The organism is Niveispirillum sp. BGYR6 (genome assembly GCF_027568365.1).
Taxonomy (GTDB): Bacteria; Pseudomonadota; Alphaproteobacteria; order Azospirillales; family Azospirillaceae; genus Niveispirillum.
The window spans coordinates 342,895-360,531 of record NZ_JANLNL010000002.1; the positions used below are offsets into that span (position 1 = coordinate 342,895).

The following is a 17,637-nucleotide window of genomic DNA, read 5'->3' on the forward strand; positions in this document are numbered from 1 at the left end:
GGCGGGAACGGGAAGGATCACAAAGATGAGCCTGGAAAAATTGTTGGGTTCGCTGCTGCAATCGGGACTGTCCCGCCATGTGCTGGGCGGGAAGAAGAAAAAATACAAACACAGCTATGGCGGCAGCGGGTTGGGCGGTATTGCCGGCAAAGCGCTTGGCTCCAAGGGAGGGCTGGCATTGCTGGCCAGCATCGGCATGGCCGCCTATGAACAATATCGCCAACGACAGAGCCAGAACCAGAGCGGCTACAAGGGCTATGCCCCGCCACCACCGCACCCCTCCTATGGCAGCGGTAATCAGCCCCCCTTTCAACGGCCCTGGCAGGGCCACACGCCCACGACGCCCGATGCCGATCTGTTGCTGACCGCCATGGTGGCAGCCGCCAAGGCCGACGGTGTGCTGGATGCCGAAGAACGGGCGCGGTTAGAAAACTATCTCATCGAATCGGGGGCCGACCGTCAGGATTGGGCCCATCTGGACCGGCTGATGCGTCAACCGGTGGATCTGGATGCGTTGATCACCCGCGTGCGCGACCCGGTGACAGCGGCAGAGGTCTATGGTGCCGCCTTCCTGGCCATTGATGTTGATACCCCGGCCGAACGCGCCTTTCTGGCCATGCTGGCGGCCCGGTTGGGTCTGGATGAATGGACGGCGCGGGATATCGAGTCGCGGCTGATGGAATAGGGGGCGTCTGCGCGCCCCCGTTCACCCATGCGTCAACAGCCGTTCGGCCAGTTCCAGATCGGCCGCCTTGTCCACATCCACGGCGGCCATGCCGAAGGGCATCTCCACAATGGCCGCCCTGGCCCCCGCCAGCTTCCCCAGCCGGGCCAGGGCTGCCGTGATGGTCAGGCGGCCCAGCAGGAAGCGCAGGATGGACCAGGGGCCCAGCAGGCGGATCATGCGCAGCGGGTTCTTCCGCTGCGCCTCCACCTGCCGCCACAGCCGGGCGATGCCAGCGGCCTGGGGCGTGCGGAAGGCAAACATGTTGCAGCCGGAAAAGGCCCCATCGGCAAAGCGCAGATATGTCCGCTGCGTATCCGGCACCGCGGCCATCACCGTCTGATCGCGGGCCAGGGCGGCACAGACATCGCTGCCGTCGGGCAGATGTGTCAGGAAATGCTCCACCCATTCCGGGCGTAGCAGCGCATGGTCTGCCGTGGTGACGAACAGCGGCGTGCCCAGCGCATCCAGGGCGGCGGAGACGCTGCGGCTGGGGCTGCCCTCTGCCGGCAACAGGCGCAGGCGGCCGCTGGCCAGCAGCGGCGCCAGTTCCGTATCGGCCTGCACCAGATCGGGCCGTTCGATGGCGACATGGATGGTGCCGATGCTGGGGCTGGCCAGCAGCGCCCGCACCACCCGCAGCAGCATGGGCACGCCGGCCACCGGCACGAACGCCTTGTGGCTGACCCCGCCCAGCTTGGCCACCGGGTCTTCCGGCCCGCGGGAGCCGGCCAGAACCAGGGTCGTCACGCCGGAAAAATCAACCATCACAAATCCTTGCCGAACAGCCGGTAGGTTTTGTAACGGCTGGTGCCCAGCGCTTCGATGATGCGGCGCATCGGCATGTTATCTTCCAGAATCCAGGACAGCTCGATCTGGCGATAGCCCAGCTTCAACGCCTCCCGCCGCATCCCGTCAATGATCAGGAAGGGCAGCACCGGGGCCAGCCCGGTGGCAAGGCCGCGCTTCACCCCCATCAGGGGCACGCGCGCCGTCTTCACGCCCTTGACCTTCAGGCGCCAGAGCAGTTTGGCCCAGCCGAACGGCAGCAGCTTGCCGCCCAGATCGCCAATCGCCTCGTTCAGGTTGGGCAGGCAGACGCCGAAGGCCACCGGCTCCCCGTTCAACTCAGCAATCCAGACCAGACGCGGGTTGATGATCGGCTTCAGCGATTTCGCCATATGGGCGATTTCCGACTCGTTCAGCGGCACAAAGCCCCAATTGCCGGCCCAGGCACCGTTGAACACGCTGGTGATGGCGCGCAGGTCGGCATCATAGCGCTTCATGTCCAACATGCGCACAGTCAGCCCGGCCGGCAGCGGCCGGTCGATCAGCGCGCGCACCGACCGCGGCATGTCATGCTGGATATCATAGAGATAGGCGAAGACATCCTTCGCCTTGGCATAACCCGCCTGCTCCACCAGCCCCGGCAGATAATCCCGGTCATGGCCCATCATCAACATGGGCGGCGTGTCATGCCCGGCAACCAGCATCCCGGTTTCTTCATTGACGGACAGGTTGAACGGGCCAACGACACGGGTGATGCCGTGGCCCTTCAACCATTCCTCCGCCGCATTCAGCAGGGCGCGCACCAGGGCCGGATCATTCTCCGCCGCCAGCAGGCCGAAATGGCCCGTGCCATTGCGGTGCAGTTCCAGCGCCGAACGATCCACCTGGGCGGAGATGCGGCCCACCAGCCGATCACCCTGCCATGCCAAGAAGAAGCGCACATCGGCATGGTCGAAGAAGGGGTTCAGCTTGGGCGACAGCGACTCCTTCCGCTCCAGCAGCAGCGGGGGAATCCAGTTGGGATCACCCTGATGCAACCGATAGGGCAGCCGGATGAACTGGTCCATGCCGGCGGCGTCGGTCACCGGCTGGATGCGGAAGGCGGGGGCGTTCAAGATGTGGCCTTTGCGGTGTTGCTGTCACTGCCGGCCGGCGGGCGCGGCGGCCGGTCACGCGGGGGGGCACCGGTGGCTTCCATCACCCAGGGGTACCGCGCCGCCTCTTCCAGATCATAGCCCAGGTTGAACACCGTGGGGCTGCGCGGCTTTTCCTTGGCATGGGCGTAATAGCTGCGGAACAGCATGTCCGGGCCATAGGCGATGATGCCGTAATTGCCATCCTCGTTATGGAAATGGTGATAGAGGTGCAATTGCTTGATCCGCACCACCCAGGCCCAGCGGGGCTTGTAGTTGAGGTGCTGGATGCAGTGGAAGAATTCGTAAATGCAGGTGGTGACCAGCCCGGTCGCCAGGGCCGCCGCCGCACCCGCCTTGCCATCAATGGCCCAGCCAAACGGCACCGTCACCAGGGCGATGGTGGGCAGCGTGTTGGCCAGACTGCCGAACAGCACTTCCAGCTTATGCGGATCCTGGTGATGGTCGAAATGGATACGCTTCCACAGCGGGGCGGACCATTTCATCCGGTACAGCCAGCGCCCATGCAGGATGTAGCGATGGATGCCGTACCAAGCCATCGGATAGATCAGGGAGGCGACGAAGACCGTCGCCGCCAGCCGCCAGCCACTTTCAAACCAGATCAGCGCCAGCACAGCACTGATCAGCGCCAGCGCCGCATAGACCTGGATGGCTGGGTATGTCGAATAGGCGATCGCCAGATCGCGCAGATTCATTTTTCCAAGGTCGTAGCTGCGGCCACGCCAGGCATCGCCCCACATGCCTCGCATCCTTTCCAAAAAAGCACGGGCTGGCTGCCGATGGCCCCCAACCCCTTGTCAATGTTGCGTTAAACTATGCGCCACCTTTGCCGGCTTTCAAGTCCGGCAAGATGCCGCGTCTACCCTTCCACATGCACCATGATGGCCCCGCCAATGGCCGTGAACAGCAGCACCGGCGACCAGACGGCAATCCAGGGCGGCATGGCCCCGGCTTGGCCCATGGAACTGAGGATGCCGGAAGACAGCAGGAAGGCCAGACCGATCACCACGCCCAGCGCCAAACTGCCCATCGCCCCGCCACGCCGGCGCAGGCCATGGGCCACGGGTGCCGCCAGCAGCAGCATCACCAGGGAACCCAGCGGCCCGGCATATGTCGCGTGCAGGCGGGTGGCGTAATAGGCCTGGCTCTGGCTGCCAGCCCAGGCGCCATGCAGGATGCGCAGCAACCGGTTGACGGAGATGCTTTGCGTCGGGGCCTTCAGCTCAATCAGGTTGGCGGGCGTCAGCGGCGGCGTCCATTCCAGGGCCGGCAGTTGGTCCACCACCAGCGGCGTACCGACGCGGGTGCGCGAAACCCCGGAAAGCTGCCATTTGCCATCCCGCCAGACACCGTTTTTGGCCTGCAGGATCAGCGTGGCCTTGCCGCGACTATCGCGCTCCACATATTCCAGCCCTTTCAGGCTTTGCCCGTCATCGCCAATATCCTTCAGCCCCACCACGGCATTGCCCAGCCGGAACCAGAGCGGTTCCGGCTTTGCCGCCTCATCCCCCTCCGGGTCTTGGGTGGAGGCCCACCAGGTGACGAAGGCGCGTTCCGAACGCGGGGCAATCTGGTCGGTCAGCAGGAAATGCAGCCCCGCCACCACCAGGGCCGCCGGCATCAGCGCCCCCATGATCTGATAGGGCGTCATGCCCACCGACCGCATGGCGACGAATTCATTGGTGGCGGCAAAGCTCCACAGCGTGGAGAGGGAGCCGATCAGCACCGCCAGCGGCACCACCCGTTCCACGATCATCGGCATCCGCAGCACCGTATAGCGGATCAGATCGCCCGCCCCGCCACCCCGCTGCAAAACGGTGCTGGCGGCATCCAGCAAATCCAGCAATTGCAGCAGAGCTGAGAGCGCAAACAGCACCGACAGCACACGGACCAGGAAGGTACGGGTCAGATAGCGTGTGATGGTATTGGTCATTTGCCCGCCCCCTTGCCGGCCTTCCGGCGCGGCAACAGCCGCCGCAGCCAGCCCAGCACGGTATCGATGCCATCGAACAGGGCGGCAAACGGATTGACGCCGGGATGGATCTGCGCCTGCCGGAACAGCCAGGCGCACAAGGCGGCGAACAGCGCAAAAGGCAGCCAGATGGCCAGCACCGCCGGCACCCGGCCGACATCGGCCAGACTTTCGCCCAACTGGATGGAATGGTGGTAAAGAATCAGGATGAAGGTGGCGAGCGCGATCCCCTGCCCCCGCCGGGCCCGCTTAGCCGCCATGCCCATCGGCACCGCCAGCAGCGGCAGCAGCGGCAGCGACAGGGCGCGGGCGATGCGGGCATGGAACTCCGCCTCGATCTTGCTGCGCGGCAGGATGGAATGCGGATCATGCATTTCCGTCCACAGCTCCGGCAAGGTCAGTTCCCGTTCGCTGTCGCCACGGGCGCGGAACGGCTCCGTGATCAGTTGGAACGGCCGGTCCAGCGTCAGCACCCCGAAATCCAGCACCTGCTGCCGGCCATCGGGCAGGGTGCGCACCTGCACCCCATCTTTCAGGGTCAGCAACACCCGTTCCCGGTCCTCCGTCGCGGCCAGGGCGCCGGAAGCCGCCGTCGTCACCCAGGTTTCCCCATTGTCGCGGTTCTGGTGAACGAAAACCTGTCGCAACTGGCGGCCGGTCTTGTCGACGATATCGGCGCTGATCGTCACCCCATCGCCGGCATCCACAAAGGTGGCTTCCGGCACGGTGGCATCCCAAGCGGCATTGACCACCATGTGATAAAGCGTGCTGTAGCCATAACGTCCATAGGGCTGCAGAAACCCGAACAGCAGGACGGAGAAAACCATCAGCCCCGCCCCCAGCCACAGAAAGGCGCGCGCGATGCGCGGCACTGACAGGCCGGTGGATTGCAGGGCATCCAGTTCATTATCCTCCCCCATGCGGGCGACGATGATGAAGATGGAAATGAAAAAGGCCGCCGGCAGCGCCAGCCCCAGATAATGCGGGATCAGGTTGGCCGCCATGCGGATGACCAGATCGAATGGCCCGCCATGAGCGGCCAGCAGATCAAACAACCGCAACAGCCGTTCCATCAGCAGGGCAATCAGCACCACCACCAGCGACGCCGCCAGCGGCTTCAGCGTCTGGCTGAGGATATAGCGGTCGATCACCCTGGTGCTGACAATGGCCGTCCGTTCGCCGCGCGTCACGCTTCTGTCCACCTCACACCACCCCGACCCAGCGCATGGCAACAGCAGCCCGCAGCCGTTCCAACGCCCGGGACGGGTAATGGCGTTTCACCAAACAGATATGGAAGGCGTGCATGATGCTCATCGTCGCGCGGCCGGGCCTGACTTTTCCAAAGCGCGCACCATAGAGCTAAATGCAGGGGGAGGCAAACGGCAGCCGCCACCGGTCACGCCCAGGGCAGCAATAACGTATAGCCGTCGACCGTGCGCATGGCGCCGGCCCCGTCATAGCCCCGGACCTCCACCTGCACCCGCCAGCCGCCGCCGTCTGTGTCCACCGTCACAAGGTTCCATTGCGCGGCAGGATAGCGGCCATGGCGGATGGCGGAGGCAGACGGCACGGTCAGGCTGGGGATCAGGCCGTTCGGCCCTTTCAGCATGGCCAGGCTGGCCCGGTGGGCATGGCCATGCAACAGCATCTCCGCCCCCGTGCGGGCCAGCAGGTGGCGCAAGGCCGCCGCATCGCTCAACCCCTTGCGCCGACGCACGACGCCGGGTGCCACCGGGTGATGCACCATCACCACCCGGAACAGCCGCTCGCGCGCCAGATCGGCCAGCATGTCGCCCAACGCCTCCACCTGCGCCGTCCCCAGCCGGCCGGTGGCCAGCAAGGGGGCCGTCGGCACACCGGAATTCAGCCCGATGAAGGCCACCGGCCCGCGCCGGCGCAGGGCGGGGAACAGCCCGTCCGGCAAGGGCGCATCGGGGGCGGGTGGCCGGTCGCCCTGCATATAATCGCGCCACAGGCCCAGCCCCTGGGCAAAGGGCGCGGGCACCATCGCATCATGATTGCCGGGAATATAGCTGACCTGCTGCGGCGGGCCGACGCGGGCCAGCCAGTCCCGACCGCGCTGGAACTCCCCCGGCCAGGAGATATTGGCGATATCGCCGGTGCAGGCGATATGGTCGGGGGCCGCCGCCTGGATATCCGCCAGCAGACAATCCAGCACCGCCGGCTGATGCACATGGCGCTTCTTGCGCTGCCAGGAGAGATAGCTCAGCAGTTGCTTGGTGAAAAAGCCCCGCCCGCTGAGCCGGTCAGGCGCCAGCGGCAGGTGCGGATCGGAAAAATGGGCGAAGCGGAAGGCCGACATGGGCGGCACCCTACGACGTTCCATCCCCTGCGGCAAAGCCCCCATAGGCAAATGCGCGGACAGCCTGTATGAAGGCTGCCAAAATCCGCACGCATCACATGGTATTCCCTCCCGTGACCGCTGACCGCACGCACAAACCCGGCAAGTGCCGGGTGCCGACCCTTTCCCAGATCCGGCGGAACGGCGATGGCCGTTTCCCGCTTTCTGCCTGACCGGAAAGGGCTTGTGCGCTCGTCATGTCTCGTCTGGGCCTGATCCGTAATCCGAAAAGCCAGCGCAACAAGCAGGGCGGCGGCGACACCCGCGCCCAGGCCGCAGCCTTGCTAGGTTTCTATTTCGCCGAGCCGGCCACCCCGGCGGAGTTGCGCGACACGCTGGCCGATTTCGCCCATGACGGCGTCGATACGATCTGTGTCGATGGCGGCGACGGCACCGTGCGCGACGTGCTGACCGCCCTGCCCGGCGCCTTTGGTGACCGGCCGCCCCGGCTGGCCATCATGGCATCGGGCAAAACCAACCTGATCGCCGCTGATGTCGGCACGCCGGGCCATGGCTTGAAGGCACTGGAACGGCTGGTGGGTGCTGCCCAGGCCAACCGGCTGGGCGACAATGTGACCCGCCGGCCGATCCTGTCCATCACCTGGCCGGATGGCGAGCATGAACCGGTGCGCGGCATGTTCATGGGTGGCGGTGCCTTCACCCGTGGCACGGAACTGGCCAATTCGCACATTCACCGCGCCGGCTTCACCCAGGGGCCGGCGGTGGCGATCGCCATGGCCGGGGTGCTGGGCCGGGCGCTGATCGGCAATGATCAGCATGGCTGGCTGGCGGGCGAAGCGATGGGCATCACCATCGATGGCCATCGCGCGCAGGATGGCAACCGCTTCCTGTTCCTGGCCACCACCCTGGAACGGCTGATCCTGGGGCTTTGGCCCTTCTGGGACCATGGGGCGGCGCCGTTGCGCTATCTGGATATCGCGGCCAACCCGCCCCGCCTGCTGCGCGCCCTGCCGGCCCTGGTCAAGGGCAAGCCCCGCCCTTGGATGCTGGACAGCGGTGCCTATCGCAGCGGTGGTGCGCAGGTGCTTGACCTTGCCCTGCCCCGCCCCTTCATCATGGATGGTGAAACCTATCCGGCCGGCCGCATCCGGCTGTCGGCGGAAGATGTGGTGGATTTCGTGATCCCGTCATGACGGACCGGCTGCTGAACCTGATCGGGCAGGAAAGTAAAGGCCCACCCCCTGCCCCGGCGCAGGCCGTGGTGGCAGCCCTGTTGGCCCAAGGCGGCAACAATGTCGCCGCCATCCTGTTCTATGGCTCCAACCTGCGCAGCGGCGATGTCGACGGGGTGCTGGATTTCTATGTGCTGGTGGACAGCCTGACCGGCTGGCACCGCTCCCGCCCCCTGGCCCTGGCCACCCGCCTGCTGCCGCCCACGGTGGAATTCTGGGAGGTGCCGTGGCAGGGCCATGTGCTGCGGGCCAAGGTGGCCGTGCTGCGCGCCGACCAGTTTGCCAGCGCCACCCGGCCCAACAGCCTGGACACCACCATCTGGGCCCGTTTTGCCCAACCGGTGATTCTGGCCCATGCGCGCGATGCCGCCGCCCGCCAGGCCACCCTGTCGGCCCTGGCCGGTGCTGTGGCCACCGCCGCAAGCTGGGCCGTGCGGCTGGGGCCGGAAAGCGGCACCCCGCGCCAGTTCTGGGAAGCCCTGTTCCGCGCCACCTATGCCGCTGAATTGCGGGTGGAAAAGGGCGAACGCGGCGTCAGCCTGGTGGAACATGCCGAAGCCCGCTATGCCGCCCTGCTGTCCCCGGCATTGACCCTGGGCGGCATCGGGTTTCAGGTGGAAGGTAACCTTTTCACCCCTCACCTGAGTGCGGCAGAGCGTGTCAAAGGTCGCGCCGCCTGGGGCCGGCGGCGCTTTGCCGGCAAGCTGCTGAACATCGCCCGGCTGGTGAAGGCAGCTTTCACCTTCAAGGGCGGCGTCGATTACATTATCTGGAAAATCCATCGCCATTCCGGCGTGCGGCTGGAGCTGACGCCATGGCAGCGGCGCCACCCGATTCTGTCCGCCCCGCTGATCCTCTATCGGTTGCGGCGCCTGGGGGCCATCCGCTGATGCCGGGCAACCCGACGCTGGCCCATTACGAAGACCATGCGGCGCGGTACGATGCCAGCTTCGTCGATCATGATACCAGCGACGCCATCAGCCGGCTGCTGGCAGCCCTTTCCATGCCGGCACCGACGGTGCTGGAACTGGGCTGCGGCAATGGCCGCGACCTGTTGGCCCTGCAACAGGCCGGTGCTACGGCGGAAGGGGTGGAGGGGGCAGCCGCCCTGGCCGCCATCGCCGCCCGCCGCAGCGGCCGGCCCATCCATCATTTCGATCTGCTGTCCCCCCGCAACCCGCCCTGGCAGGGGCGGCAGTTCCAGGCGCTCTACGCCCATCACGTGCTGTTCCACATCCCCAGCCCCGCCCTGCCCTTTCTGTTGTGGCGGGCACGGGATTGGCTGGTGCCGGATGGGCTGTTTTATTTCTGTGATGCCACCGGCGACGGGCTGGAAGGCACCATGCCTGACGGACGCCATATCGCCTTGCGCCGCCCGCAGACCCTGCACCGTCTGATGCGGGAGGCTGGATTCGTGCTGGTGGAAGAATGGCGTCGGCCCTTGGGCGCGCCCCGGCGACAGCAAGGTTGGCTGGCCGGTATCTGGCAGAAGACAGACGAATAAAAAAGGGCGGCGCCATCGGCACCGCCCTTTTTAACTTTCAGACCCAAAAGCCTGTCTTTACTCCGCCGCCTGCACCAGACCGGGCAGCACGCCGAGACGGCGGCCCACCTGGGCAAACAGCTCAATCGCCGTATCAATCTGCTGCGGCGTATGCGCGGCGCTGACGCTGGTGCGCAGCAGGGCCAGACTGTTCGGCGTTGCCGGCGGCAGCGCCAGATTGAGATACAGCCCCGCTTCCAGCAGACCATTCCAGAAGGCGATGGCCAGTTCCTTGGTCGGCAGGGCCACAGCGACGATGGGGTTAGCCACCGGACCAACCTGGAAGCCCAGATTGCGCAGACCTTCATACAGCCGGCGGGAATTGGAATTCAGCCGCAGCCGCAGGCCCGGCTCCTCCCGCAGGCGCTTCAGGGCCTGCAACGAGGTGGCGATGACCGAGGGCGGCAGCGAGGCGGTGAACATATAGGGGCGGCAGGCCACCCGCAGAATGTCAAAGTCCGGCAGGTCGGAAACGCAGAAACCACCGACCGCGCCCAGGCTCTTGGAGAAGGTGCCGACGATGAAATCAACGTCAGCCTCAACCCCCACTTCCTCCGCCAGACCGCGCCCGGTTTCCCCCAGCACGCCCATGGAATGGGCTTCATCCACCAGCAGGAAGGCACCAGCCTCCCGCTTCACCTGGGCGAATTCCTTCAGCGGGGCCGTGTCGCCCAGCATGGAATAGATGCCTTCCACCACCACCAGCTTATTGCCGGGATGGTCAGACAGGCGGCGCAGGCGCTTATACAGGTCATCCGGGTCGTTGTGGCGGAAGCGCACAACCTGACCCGTGGTCATCTTGGCCGCATCATAGATGCTGGCATGGCTGTCGCCATCGATGACCAGGATGTCATCCTTGCCCACCAGGGTGGAGATGATGCCCAGATTGGCCTGATAGCCGGTGGTGAACACCATGCAATGCTGGCGGCCATAGAAATCAGCCAGGGCCTTTTCCAGATCGCCATGGCCGGTATAGGAACCGTTGGCGATGCGGGAACCCGTGGTGCCTGTGCCCTGTTCCACCAGCGCTTCGACACCCTTGTCGATGCAGCTCTGGTCGAAGGTCAGGCCCAGATAATTGTTGGTGCCCAGCAGAATGGTGCGGCGACCGTTCAGCATCCCCTCTGTCGGGGACAGGATACCATCAAACTGAACCGAGAACGGATCTCGGCCGATGGCGGCCATCTTATGATACGATTCACGCAGTTGGGTGTATTTAGCGAGAATAGTCATGACTCAGGCGCGCCCCCGGAGATCCTGAATGGTCCTGGCCAGGTCGCCAATGGTTTCGACCTCGGCAATCCGCTCCAGCGGGATCGAGACGTCGAACTTATCTTCGAGCACCATCACAAAATCCATCACAGCCAGGGAATCAAGGCCGAGATCGCGTGTGATGTTGGTGTCCGTCGTGATGGTGACCGGCGTGGGTAGGGTTGACCCCAGGGCAGTTATTATTTCTTCAACGATTTCGTTGAGATCAGCAGTCATAAAAGTCGCCCCAGAGTCTCAAAACAACAGCCATCGCGGTGACGCGGCGCTGTCATGGTTGTGCCAGCTGACCACGCAGGTGCCCCCCTGTGCGATCAGAAAAGCGTCACGATCCCGTAAGGTAAATGCAACGCCCATGGATGCAAGAACAAACCATCATCACAATGCCATTGCAGTGACAGAAGACACAGCACTGGGTAATTCCGCAACACCTTGTCGCGCCAAATCGCCCGTCAGCTATATCCAGCCGTGAGAGCGGTACCAACCTGCCGTGGCATGGAAACCTTCAGCTAAGCTGATATTGGGGCGCCAGAGAGCCGAATCCGGCATGTCCGTCGCTGCCACTGTCCAATCAGGATGCAGAATTTCCCGCACCTTTCCCCGTGTCAACATGGCGGGCCGGCCGGTCAGGCGGGCCTGGAAGCCAGAAAGCCTGCCCAGCAGCGACAGCAGGCTGGGCGGCACGGGCAGCCGACGGGCCCGGTGCCCCACCGCCGCCGCCGCACAATCCAGCAGCTCATCCCAGCCATAGCCGGCATGATGGCCGTCGCACAGGGTATAGCGGCGCCCCATCACGCCGGGGGCAACCAGGGCAGTAATCGCGGCCGCAGCGTCACTGACATGCAGCATGGCGATGCGCGCCGCCGGTCGCCCCAGCACAGGGACCACGGGGCCGGCGGCGGCCTTGAACAAAGACAGGGTTTCCCGGTCCCAAGGGCCATAGATCGCCGGGGGACGGATGATCAGCCAGTTTTCCCCGCCATAGGCGGCAATCGCCGCATCCTCCCCCGCCCGCTTGCTGGCGGCATAATCGGAAAGCGCCGGTTCCCGCGCGGCCTGGCTGGAAATCACCAGAAAACGGGCCTGGGGCGCATGGCGGGCCACTGCCCGCCCCAGCCGCGCCGATCCGCCTTCATTGACAGCGAAGAAAGCTTCCCGACTGACGGCCTTGATCAGGCCACCGGCGTGAATGACCGCCGCGGCCCCGGTCACCAGCCGGGCCAAGGCGGCCTCATCCCCCAGATCGCCGGGCACCAGCTGCGGGTGAACCCCCTCCAGCAGCGGATGGGCGGGATCCTGGCGCACCAGCAACCGGGGCTGATACCCGCCCTGCCAAAGCGCCGCCACCAGATGGCGCCCGAGAAAGCCGGTCCCCCCGGTAACAGCGACGACAGGCCGCGCCACCACCATATCAGGCGGCCTGCGGTTCGAACTCACCCGCCAGATACATCTGCTTGGCCTTGGTCCGGCTCAGCTTGCCGGACGAAGTCTGCGGCAGGGAATGGGTGGGAACCAGCACCACCTTCACTTCCAGCCCATGGGCGGCGCGCAGCACGCCGGTCACCTCTGCCGCCAGGGCGGCGCGGGCTTCCGCCTGGTTGGGGCGGCACTGCACCAGCACCGTCACCACCTCGCCCGCGTCGCTGTCGACGGAGAAGGCCACCACATCGCCGCTGCGCAGCGAGGGTACGGCATGTTCGGCCGACCATTCCAGATCCTGCGGCCAGATATTGCGGCCATTGACCAGGATCAGATCCTTGGCCCGGCCGGTGATGACAATCTGACCGTTGCAGAGATAGCCCAGATCGCCGGTATCCAGCCAGCCATCGGCGGAGAACACAGCTGCCGTCTCCTCCGGTCGGTTGAAATATCCCTGCATCAGCGACGGGCCGCGGGCGAAGACCCGGCCCACCCGCTTTTCCGGCAGCACGGTGCCATTCGGGTCGCGGATTTCCAGCTCATGCAGGGGCAGCGGCGGACCATTGAGCACGAATTCACGGGTGCGGACACTCTCTGCGCTGGGGGAAACCGCCACCCCGTCATTTTCCAACCGGTCCAGATCGACAAGATCGGTCACGACACCGGTATCCAGCGGCGCGAAGGACAGGGCCAGCGACGCTTCCGCCATGCCATAGGAGGGCACGAAGGCTTCGGCGCGGAAGCCGCGCGGGGCGAACATCTCAGCAAATTTGCGCATCACGCGCGGGCGCACCATGTCGCCGCCAATGCCGGCACCGCGCCAGTTGGACAGGTCCAGCCCCTCGGTCGACGCGGTCTCTGCCCGCCGGGCCGCCAGCTCATAGCCGAAGCTGGGGCTGTAGGAGAGGGTGCCGCCATTGCGGCTGATGAGCTGCAACCAGAGCAGCGGCCGACGCGCGAACTCGCGTGTCGGCAGATAATCGATGGAGATCTGGCAGACCAGCGGGGTCAGCAGAAAACCGACCAGCCCCAAATCATGGTAGAGCGGCAGCCAGGAAATGCAGCGATCCTTGGCCGTGATCTTCAGCCCATGGGCCCTGATGGCCTGGGCATTGGCCATCAGGGCGCGCTGGGTGACCGCCACGCCCAAGGGGAAGCGGGTGCTGCCGCTGGAGAATTGCAGATAGCAGAGATCGTCCGGGGTGACGGTCGGCAGCGTGACGCCGCTGCCATCAACATCGGCGAACCGGGCCAATGTGCCCACCACCTTCAGGCTCAGCCCGTCGGTGGCGGCGCGCAGCCATTCTTCCAGATTGGCCGGGGACAGGGCGGCGCCGGCATCCGCCCCCTGGATCATGCGGCGGATATGGTCGATATAGGCATCCTTGCCGCCAAAGGCCGCCGGCAGCGGCAGCGGTGCCGGCACCAGACCAGCAAACTGACAGGCGGCAAAGGCCCGCATAAAATCGCCATCGCTTTCAGCGATGATGGCGACCCGGTCCCCCTTCACCAAACCCTTCGCCAGCATCCGGCGCGCCAGGTCCAGCGCCTGGGTGTAAAGCTGGGCATAGGGCAAGGCCTCGGTCAGCTCCCCCTTGCCGGAATAGAAATTGAGGCCCGTTTCACCCTGCGCCGCATAAGCAATCGCCTCCGCCACCGTGGCGAATTCCGCCAGACGGGACGGCAGGGCATGAAACGATGGCGTGGGACGAAGCATAGCGCAGGGATCCGGATGCTTACGGGTGCGAAGATACCCGTTGGTCAAATCAAAGAACCATGGGCACAGGGGGATGCCTTCGCGGGCCCCTGTGCCAACGGTGATGGGCGCTCATACCAGAGGGAGGGCGCGGGGGCAATCGGTCAGCAAGGCAAAAGTCCTGCGATGGCCGCGCGCGCCCTCATGCCTGCCATGGATATGGCGGGGGTGACAGTCACCTATGCGTGAAGCCTATCCAAAAGGGCGCCACCATCCGTCGGCGTCTGTGACTATTATCACTTTGCCGCAACGCACCTCGGCCTAAATGTGTGCTTTATCCAAGCCGGCTGGTGCGCTATGCGCCATTCTGACTTCATCTCCTTGTTCGATAGGGTAAGACATGGCCCGCCATCTGCCAGCCACTCCGTTGCGCCGCCGCGGCATTGCCGCGTTGCTGGCGGCTGCCCTGCTCTGCACGGTGACAGCCACCGGGGCTGGCGCACAGGACCGATCAGCCCGCCAAGCACAGGAAGACAGTGCCAATGATCCGCTGGAGCCGGTGAACCGGGGGATTTTCTGGTTCAACGAGGGTGTGGACACTGTCTTGCTGCGCCCCACGGCAAAGGTTTACCGCACCGTCCTGCCGGACCCCGCGCGAACCGGCATCCGCAATGTGCTGCGCAACCTGCGCTCCCCGCTTGATCTGGCCAACCAGCTGCTGCAGGGCGACGTGCCGGGTGCTGCAAATGTGATCAAGCGGTTCGTCATCAATTCCACCGTCGGGCTGGCCGGCCTGATTGATGTCGCTGCCGAAAAGGGCATTCCCTACGAGTATGAGAGCCTGGATCAGACATTTGCCGTCTGGGGCGTTCCGGAAGGGCCGTATCTGGTTTTGCCGGTGCTGGGCTCCTCCAGCCTGCGCGACGCTTTCGGCACGGCAGGCGAATTCGTTGCAGACCCTATTACCAACTACGCCTCCAACACGGATCGCACCTGGATCAGCTATACGCGTGCCGGCCTGTATGCCGTGGACACGCGGTCGGAATATCTGGATGCGCTGGATGATGTAAAACGGAACAGCTTCGATTATTACGCCTCCATGCGTTCCCTCTACCGCCAGCGGCGTGACGGCTGGATTCGGGACGGCAAGGCCGACATGACGCAGATGCCGGACATTCCCGACTACGATAATGCGCAATAATCGGCTCTGCTCGACGGGCATCGGTGACCGGCTGATCGGCACCGACAATTCTTCCAACAGAAAAGGCGCCGGCGGTTCCCCGCCGGCGCCTTTATTTTTGTCACCGCAGATCAAAAGGATCAGCGACCGGTCTTGATCTTGGTCCAGGCGCGGGTGCGTTCGCGTTCAGCCTTCTGCGGCAGCTGCTTCACGGTGAAGAACTTGGCCATCACTTCCGGCGGCGGGAAGATCACCGGATTGCTGGTGATTTCCTTGTTCATCAGCGGCCAGGAGGCCGGCACCGCATTGGCATAGGCGACATAGTCGCTGATGCCGGCCATCACCTTGGGCTCCAGCACGAAATTGATGAAGGCCGAGGCAGTTTCCATGTTGGCACCGGCCGGAATGGCGGCCATATCGAACCAGACCTGTGCACCTTCCTTGGGGATGGCATAGGCGATCGTGTGCTTGGCCTTGGCCTTTTCCGCCCTTGCCTTGGCCTGGAACACGTCACCGGAATAGCCAACCGCCACGCAGGCATCACCAGAGGCCAGCGGGTCGATCACCGAGGGGACAAAGGTCTTGATATAGGGGCGGATGGCCAGCATGGCTTCCTCCGCCTTCTTCAAATCTTCCGACTTGTCGGAATTGGGGTCCAGCCCCTGGGACTTCAGCACGGTGGGCAGAATATCGGTCTGGCTGTCCAGGAAGACGATGCCGCAGGCGGCCAGCTTCTTGGCATTTTCCGGCTTGAAGACGACATCCCAGCTGTCAACCGGGGTGTTGGGCAGGATTTGCTTCAGCTTTTCGACATTATAGCCGATACCGATGGTGCCCCATTCATAGATGATACCATATTCATTGCCCGGGTCGGTGGTTTCCACCAGCTTCATCAGGGCCGGGTCCAGATTCTTCAGATTGGGGATCTTGGACTTGTCCAGCTTCTGCACCGCCTTGGCCTGGATCAGCTTGCGCAGGGTGGGTTCGGCCGAGGGCACCACAACATCATAGCCGGAATTGCCGACCAGCAGCTTCGATTCCAGCGTCTCCAGATCGGTAAACAGATCGTACTGGGTCTTGATCCCGGTGGCCTTGGTAAAGTCATCCAGGGTGGTTTCGCCGATATAATCGGCCCAGTTATAAATATTGACCTTCTTTTCCTGGGCCATGGCGGTATGGCCCAGGGCGATGGCAGCCACCATGCCGATGACGCCCAGCACCTGCTTCATTTTCATCAAAGACCCCCAATGAAGTGGGGCGGCCCCGCGCCACGGTGCCGCCCGGTTTCTGGCGCCGGAAAGGCCCCAGGACGGGGGAATTGCACATGGCTGCCCCGCCCTTGTCAACGGCGATGCATTCAGCAAACAGCCCTAATCCGATAAGGTTTCGTCCTTATTCCCATCGCAACGCACCATCGGCTTATGGCATAACCGCAGCAACGTGCCGATGATGGGGCGAACATCCCGATTGATGCGGAGCAACAAGGCCTTGCAGCCCGAGACAGCAACACAATTCGGTTTCCACGCGCCCAACAGTCTGGTGCGGGCCCTGATCGAATTCTGCCAGTCCCGGCCGGTCACACCGGTGGGGCGGCGGGCGGCCTTATGGCTGCGGCGGCTGGCCATGCTGATCCATGGGCCGGTATTTGATGTCGCGGTCCGCGGCATCAATCTGCGGCTTTATCCGGGGGATAATGTCGGCGAGCGCAAATTCCTGTTCATGCCGCAATTCTTCGATCCGGAAGAAATGGCGCTGATGGCCAGCCGGCTGCCACGCGACGGCACCTTTGTCGATATCGGCGCCAATATCGGGCTTTATACCCTGAATGCTGCCCGCACGCTGGGCCCCGCCGGCCGCATCATTGCGTTTGAGCCGGGGCCGGAGGCGGTGCGCCGGCTGCGCATGAACCTGTCGCTCAACCGCACCGATGCCACCATCACCCATGTTGAATGCGCTGTTGGCGCCAGCGAAGGGGTGATGGGATTGCATTTGGACGGGAGCAATCTGGGCGGTTCCAGCCTGGTGCATGAACATGGCGGGGATGCCACCCCGGTGCAGGTCCGGCCCCTGCTGGCGGTGCTGCAGGAGCTGGGCATCCGCAGCATCGATCTGCTGAAGATCGATATTGAGGGGGCGGAGGACCAGGCCCTGCTCCCCTTCTTTGACAGTGCGCCGGCCAGCCTGCACCCACGGCTGATGATCATCGAGCGGTCGGAGACGTCGTGGAAGCAGGATGTGCTGGGCCGGCTGGAGCAGCTGGGCTATCGCCGCTTCGGTGACAGCAAGATGAACTGGTTGCTGGAAAAGACCGGCGGCTGATTCTGTCCGGGGCTCGC

17 protein-coding genes are annotated in these 17,637 nt (G+C 64.5%); 6 read left to right on the forward strand and 11 right to left on the reverse strand.

Annotated features, from left to right (window positions below; translation table 11 throughout):
- Nucleotides 1-25 precede the first annotated feature (25 nt).
- Nucleotides 26-685: a tellurite resistance TerB family protein gene (locus tag PCJ49_RS05485; RefSeq protein WP_269910075.1), complete on the forward strand. Its 660-nt coding sequence runs from the start codon at nucleotides 26-28 to the stop codon at nucleotides 683-685.
- A gap of 21 nt (nucleotides 686-706) precedes the next feature.
- Here the strand turns inward: PCJ49_RS05485 and PCJ49_RS05490 are convergent, their stop codons facing one another.
- From PCJ49_RS05490 to PCJ49_RS05515, 6 genes are all read right to left on the reverse strand, one after another.
- Complete coding sequence (locus PCJ49_RS05490; RefSeq protein WP_269910076.1) at nucleotides 707-1,492, reverse strand: NTP transferase domain-containing protein; 786 nt, start codon at nucleotides 1,490-1,492, stop codon at nucleotides 707-709.
- Nucleotides 1,492-2,628 (reverse strand): dATP pyrophosphohydrolase, encoded by a 1,137-nt coding sequence (locus tag PCJ49_RS05495; protein ID WP_269910077.1) that lies wholly within the window; start codon nucleotides 2,626-2,628, stop codon nucleotides 1,492-1,494. The genes PCJ49_RS05490 and PCJ49_RS05495 overlap by 1 nt, the downstream gene beginning before the upstream one ends.
- Complete coding sequence (locus tag PCJ49_RS05500; protein WP_269910078.1) at nucleotides 2,625-3,407, reverse strand: sterol desaturase family protein; 783 nt, start codon at nucleotides 3,405-3,407, stop codon at nucleotides 2,625-2,627. Before PCJ49_RS05500 ends, PCJ49_RS05495 begins: the two co-directional genes overlap by 4 nt.
- 119 nt (nucleotides 3,408-3,526) lie before the next feature.
- Complete coding sequence (gene lptG / locus PCJ49_RS05505; protein ID WP_269910079.1) at nucleotides 3,527-4,600, reverse strand: LPS export ABC transporter permease LptG; 1,074 nt, start codon at nucleotides 4,598-4,600, stop codon at nucleotides 3,527-3,529.
- Nucleotides 4,597-5,841: an LptF/LptG family permease gene (locus PCJ49_RS05510; protein WP_269910080.1), complete on the reverse strand. Its 1,245-nt coding sequence runs from the start codon at nucleotides 5,839-5,841 to the stop codon at nucleotides 4,597-4,599. The genes lptG and PCJ49_RS05510 overlap by 4 nt, the downstream gene beginning before the upstream one ends.
- Nucleotides 5,842-6,035: 194 nt before the next feature.
- On the reverse strand, nucleotides 6,036-6,962 hold the full coding sequence (locus tag PCJ49_RS05515; RefSeq protein WP_269910081.1) for a metallophosphoesterase: 927 nt from the start codon (nucleotides 6,960-6,962) through the stop codon (nucleotides 6,036-6,038).
- Between the two features lie 236 nt (nucleotides 6,963-7,198).
- Between PCJ49_RS05515 and PCJ49_RS05520 the strand changes: the two genes are divergently transcribed.
- From PCJ49_RS05520 to PCJ49_RS05530, 3 genes are read left to right on the forward strand one after another with little or no spacing between them, the layout of a single operon-like run.
- Nucleotides 7,199-8,155 (forward strand): diacylglycerol kinase family protein, encoded by a 957-nt coding sequence (locus PCJ49_RS05520; protein ID WP_269910082.1) that lies wholly within the window; start codon nucleotides 7,199-7,201, stop codon nucleotides 8,153-8,155.
- Nucleotides 8,152-9,084: a hypothetical protein gene (locus PCJ49_RS05525; RefSeq protein ID WP_269910083.1), complete on the forward strand. Its 933-nt coding sequence runs from the start codon at nucleotides 8,152-8,154 to the stop codon at nucleotides 9,082-9,084. Before PCJ49_RS05520 ends, PCJ49_RS05525 begins: the two co-directional genes overlap by 4 nt.
- Nucleotides 9,084-9,698, forward strand: coding sequence for a class I SAM-dependent methyltransferase (locus tag PCJ49_RS05530; protein WP_269910084.1), 615 nt, complete (start codon nucleotides 9,084-9,086; stop codon nucleotides 9,696-9,698). The genes PCJ49_RS05525 and PCJ49_RS05530 overlap by 1 nt, the downstream gene beginning before the upstream one ends.
- Nucleotides 9,699-9,755: 57 nt before the next feature.
- On the opposite strand, the gene PCJ49_RS05535 is transcribed toward PCJ49_RS05530, so the two are convergent.
- The 4 genes from PCJ49_RS05535 to PCJ49_RS05550 all read right to left on the reverse strand — a co-directional run bounded on the left by PCJ49_RS05535 (nucleotide 9,756) and on the right by PCJ49_RS05550 (nucleotide 14,142).
- Nucleotides 9,756-10,970 (reverse strand): pyridoxal phosphate-dependent aminotransferase family protein, encoded by a 1,215-nt coding sequence (locus PCJ49_RS05535; RefSeq protein ID WP_269910085.1) that lies wholly within the window; start codon nucleotides 10,968-10,970, stop codon nucleotides 9,756-9,758.
- Nucleotides 10,971-10,973: 3 nt separating this feature from the next.
- Nucleotides 10,974-11,225, reverse strand: a complete 252-nt coding sequence (locus tag PCJ49_RS05540; RefSeq protein ID WP_269910086.1) for an acyl carrier protein — start codon at nucleotides 11,223-11,225, stop codon at nucleotides 10,974-10,976.
- Nucleotides 11,226-11,462: 237 nt separating this feature from the next.
- Nucleotides 11,463-12,410 (reverse strand): NAD-dependent epimerase/dehydratase family protein, encoded by a 948-nt coding sequence (locus PCJ49_RS05545; protein ID WP_269910087.1) that lies wholly within the window; start codon nucleotides 12,408-12,410, stop codon nucleotides 11,463-11,465.
- A 7-nt stretch (nucleotides 12,411-12,417) separates the two neighbouring features.
- The gene (locus PCJ49_RS05550) at nucleotides 12,418-14,142 is read right to left on the reverse strand and encodes a fatty acyl-AMP ligase (protein WP_269910088.1); all 1,725 of its coding nucleotides are present in this window, start codon (nucleotides 14,140-14,142) and stop codon (nucleotides 12,418-12,420) included.
- Nucleotides 14,143-14,521: 379 nt separating this feature from the next.
- Between PCJ49_RS05550 and PCJ49_RS05555 the strand changes: the two genes are divergently transcribed.
- Entirely contained in the window at nucleotides 14,522-15,322 is an 801-nt protein-coding gene (locus tag PCJ49_RS05555) for a VacJ family lipoprotein (RefSeq protein ID WP_269910089.1), read from the forward strand.
- Between the two features lie 119 nt (nucleotides 15,323-15,441).
- On the opposite strand, the gene PCJ49_RS05560 is transcribed toward PCJ49_RS05555, so the two are convergent.
- Nucleotides 15,442-16,536 (reverse strand): polyamine ABC transporter substrate-binding protein, encoded by a 1,095-nt coding sequence (locus PCJ49_RS05560; protein WP_269910090.1) that lies wholly within the window; start codon nucleotides 16,534-16,536, stop codon nucleotides 15,442-15,444.
- Nucleotides 16,537-16,771: 235 nt separating this feature from the next.
- Between PCJ49_RS05560 and PCJ49_RS05565 the strand changes: the two genes are divergently transcribed.
- Nucleotides 16,772-17,620 carry an FkbM family methyltransferase gene (locus tag PCJ49_RS05565; RefSeq protein ID WP_269910091.1) on the forward strand — a complete coding sequence of 283 codons (849 nt, stop codon included), beginning with the start codon at nucleotides 16,772-16,774 and terminating at the stop codon, nucleotides 17,618-17,620.
- The last annotated feature ends 17 nt before the right edge of the window (nucleotides 17,621-17,637 follow it).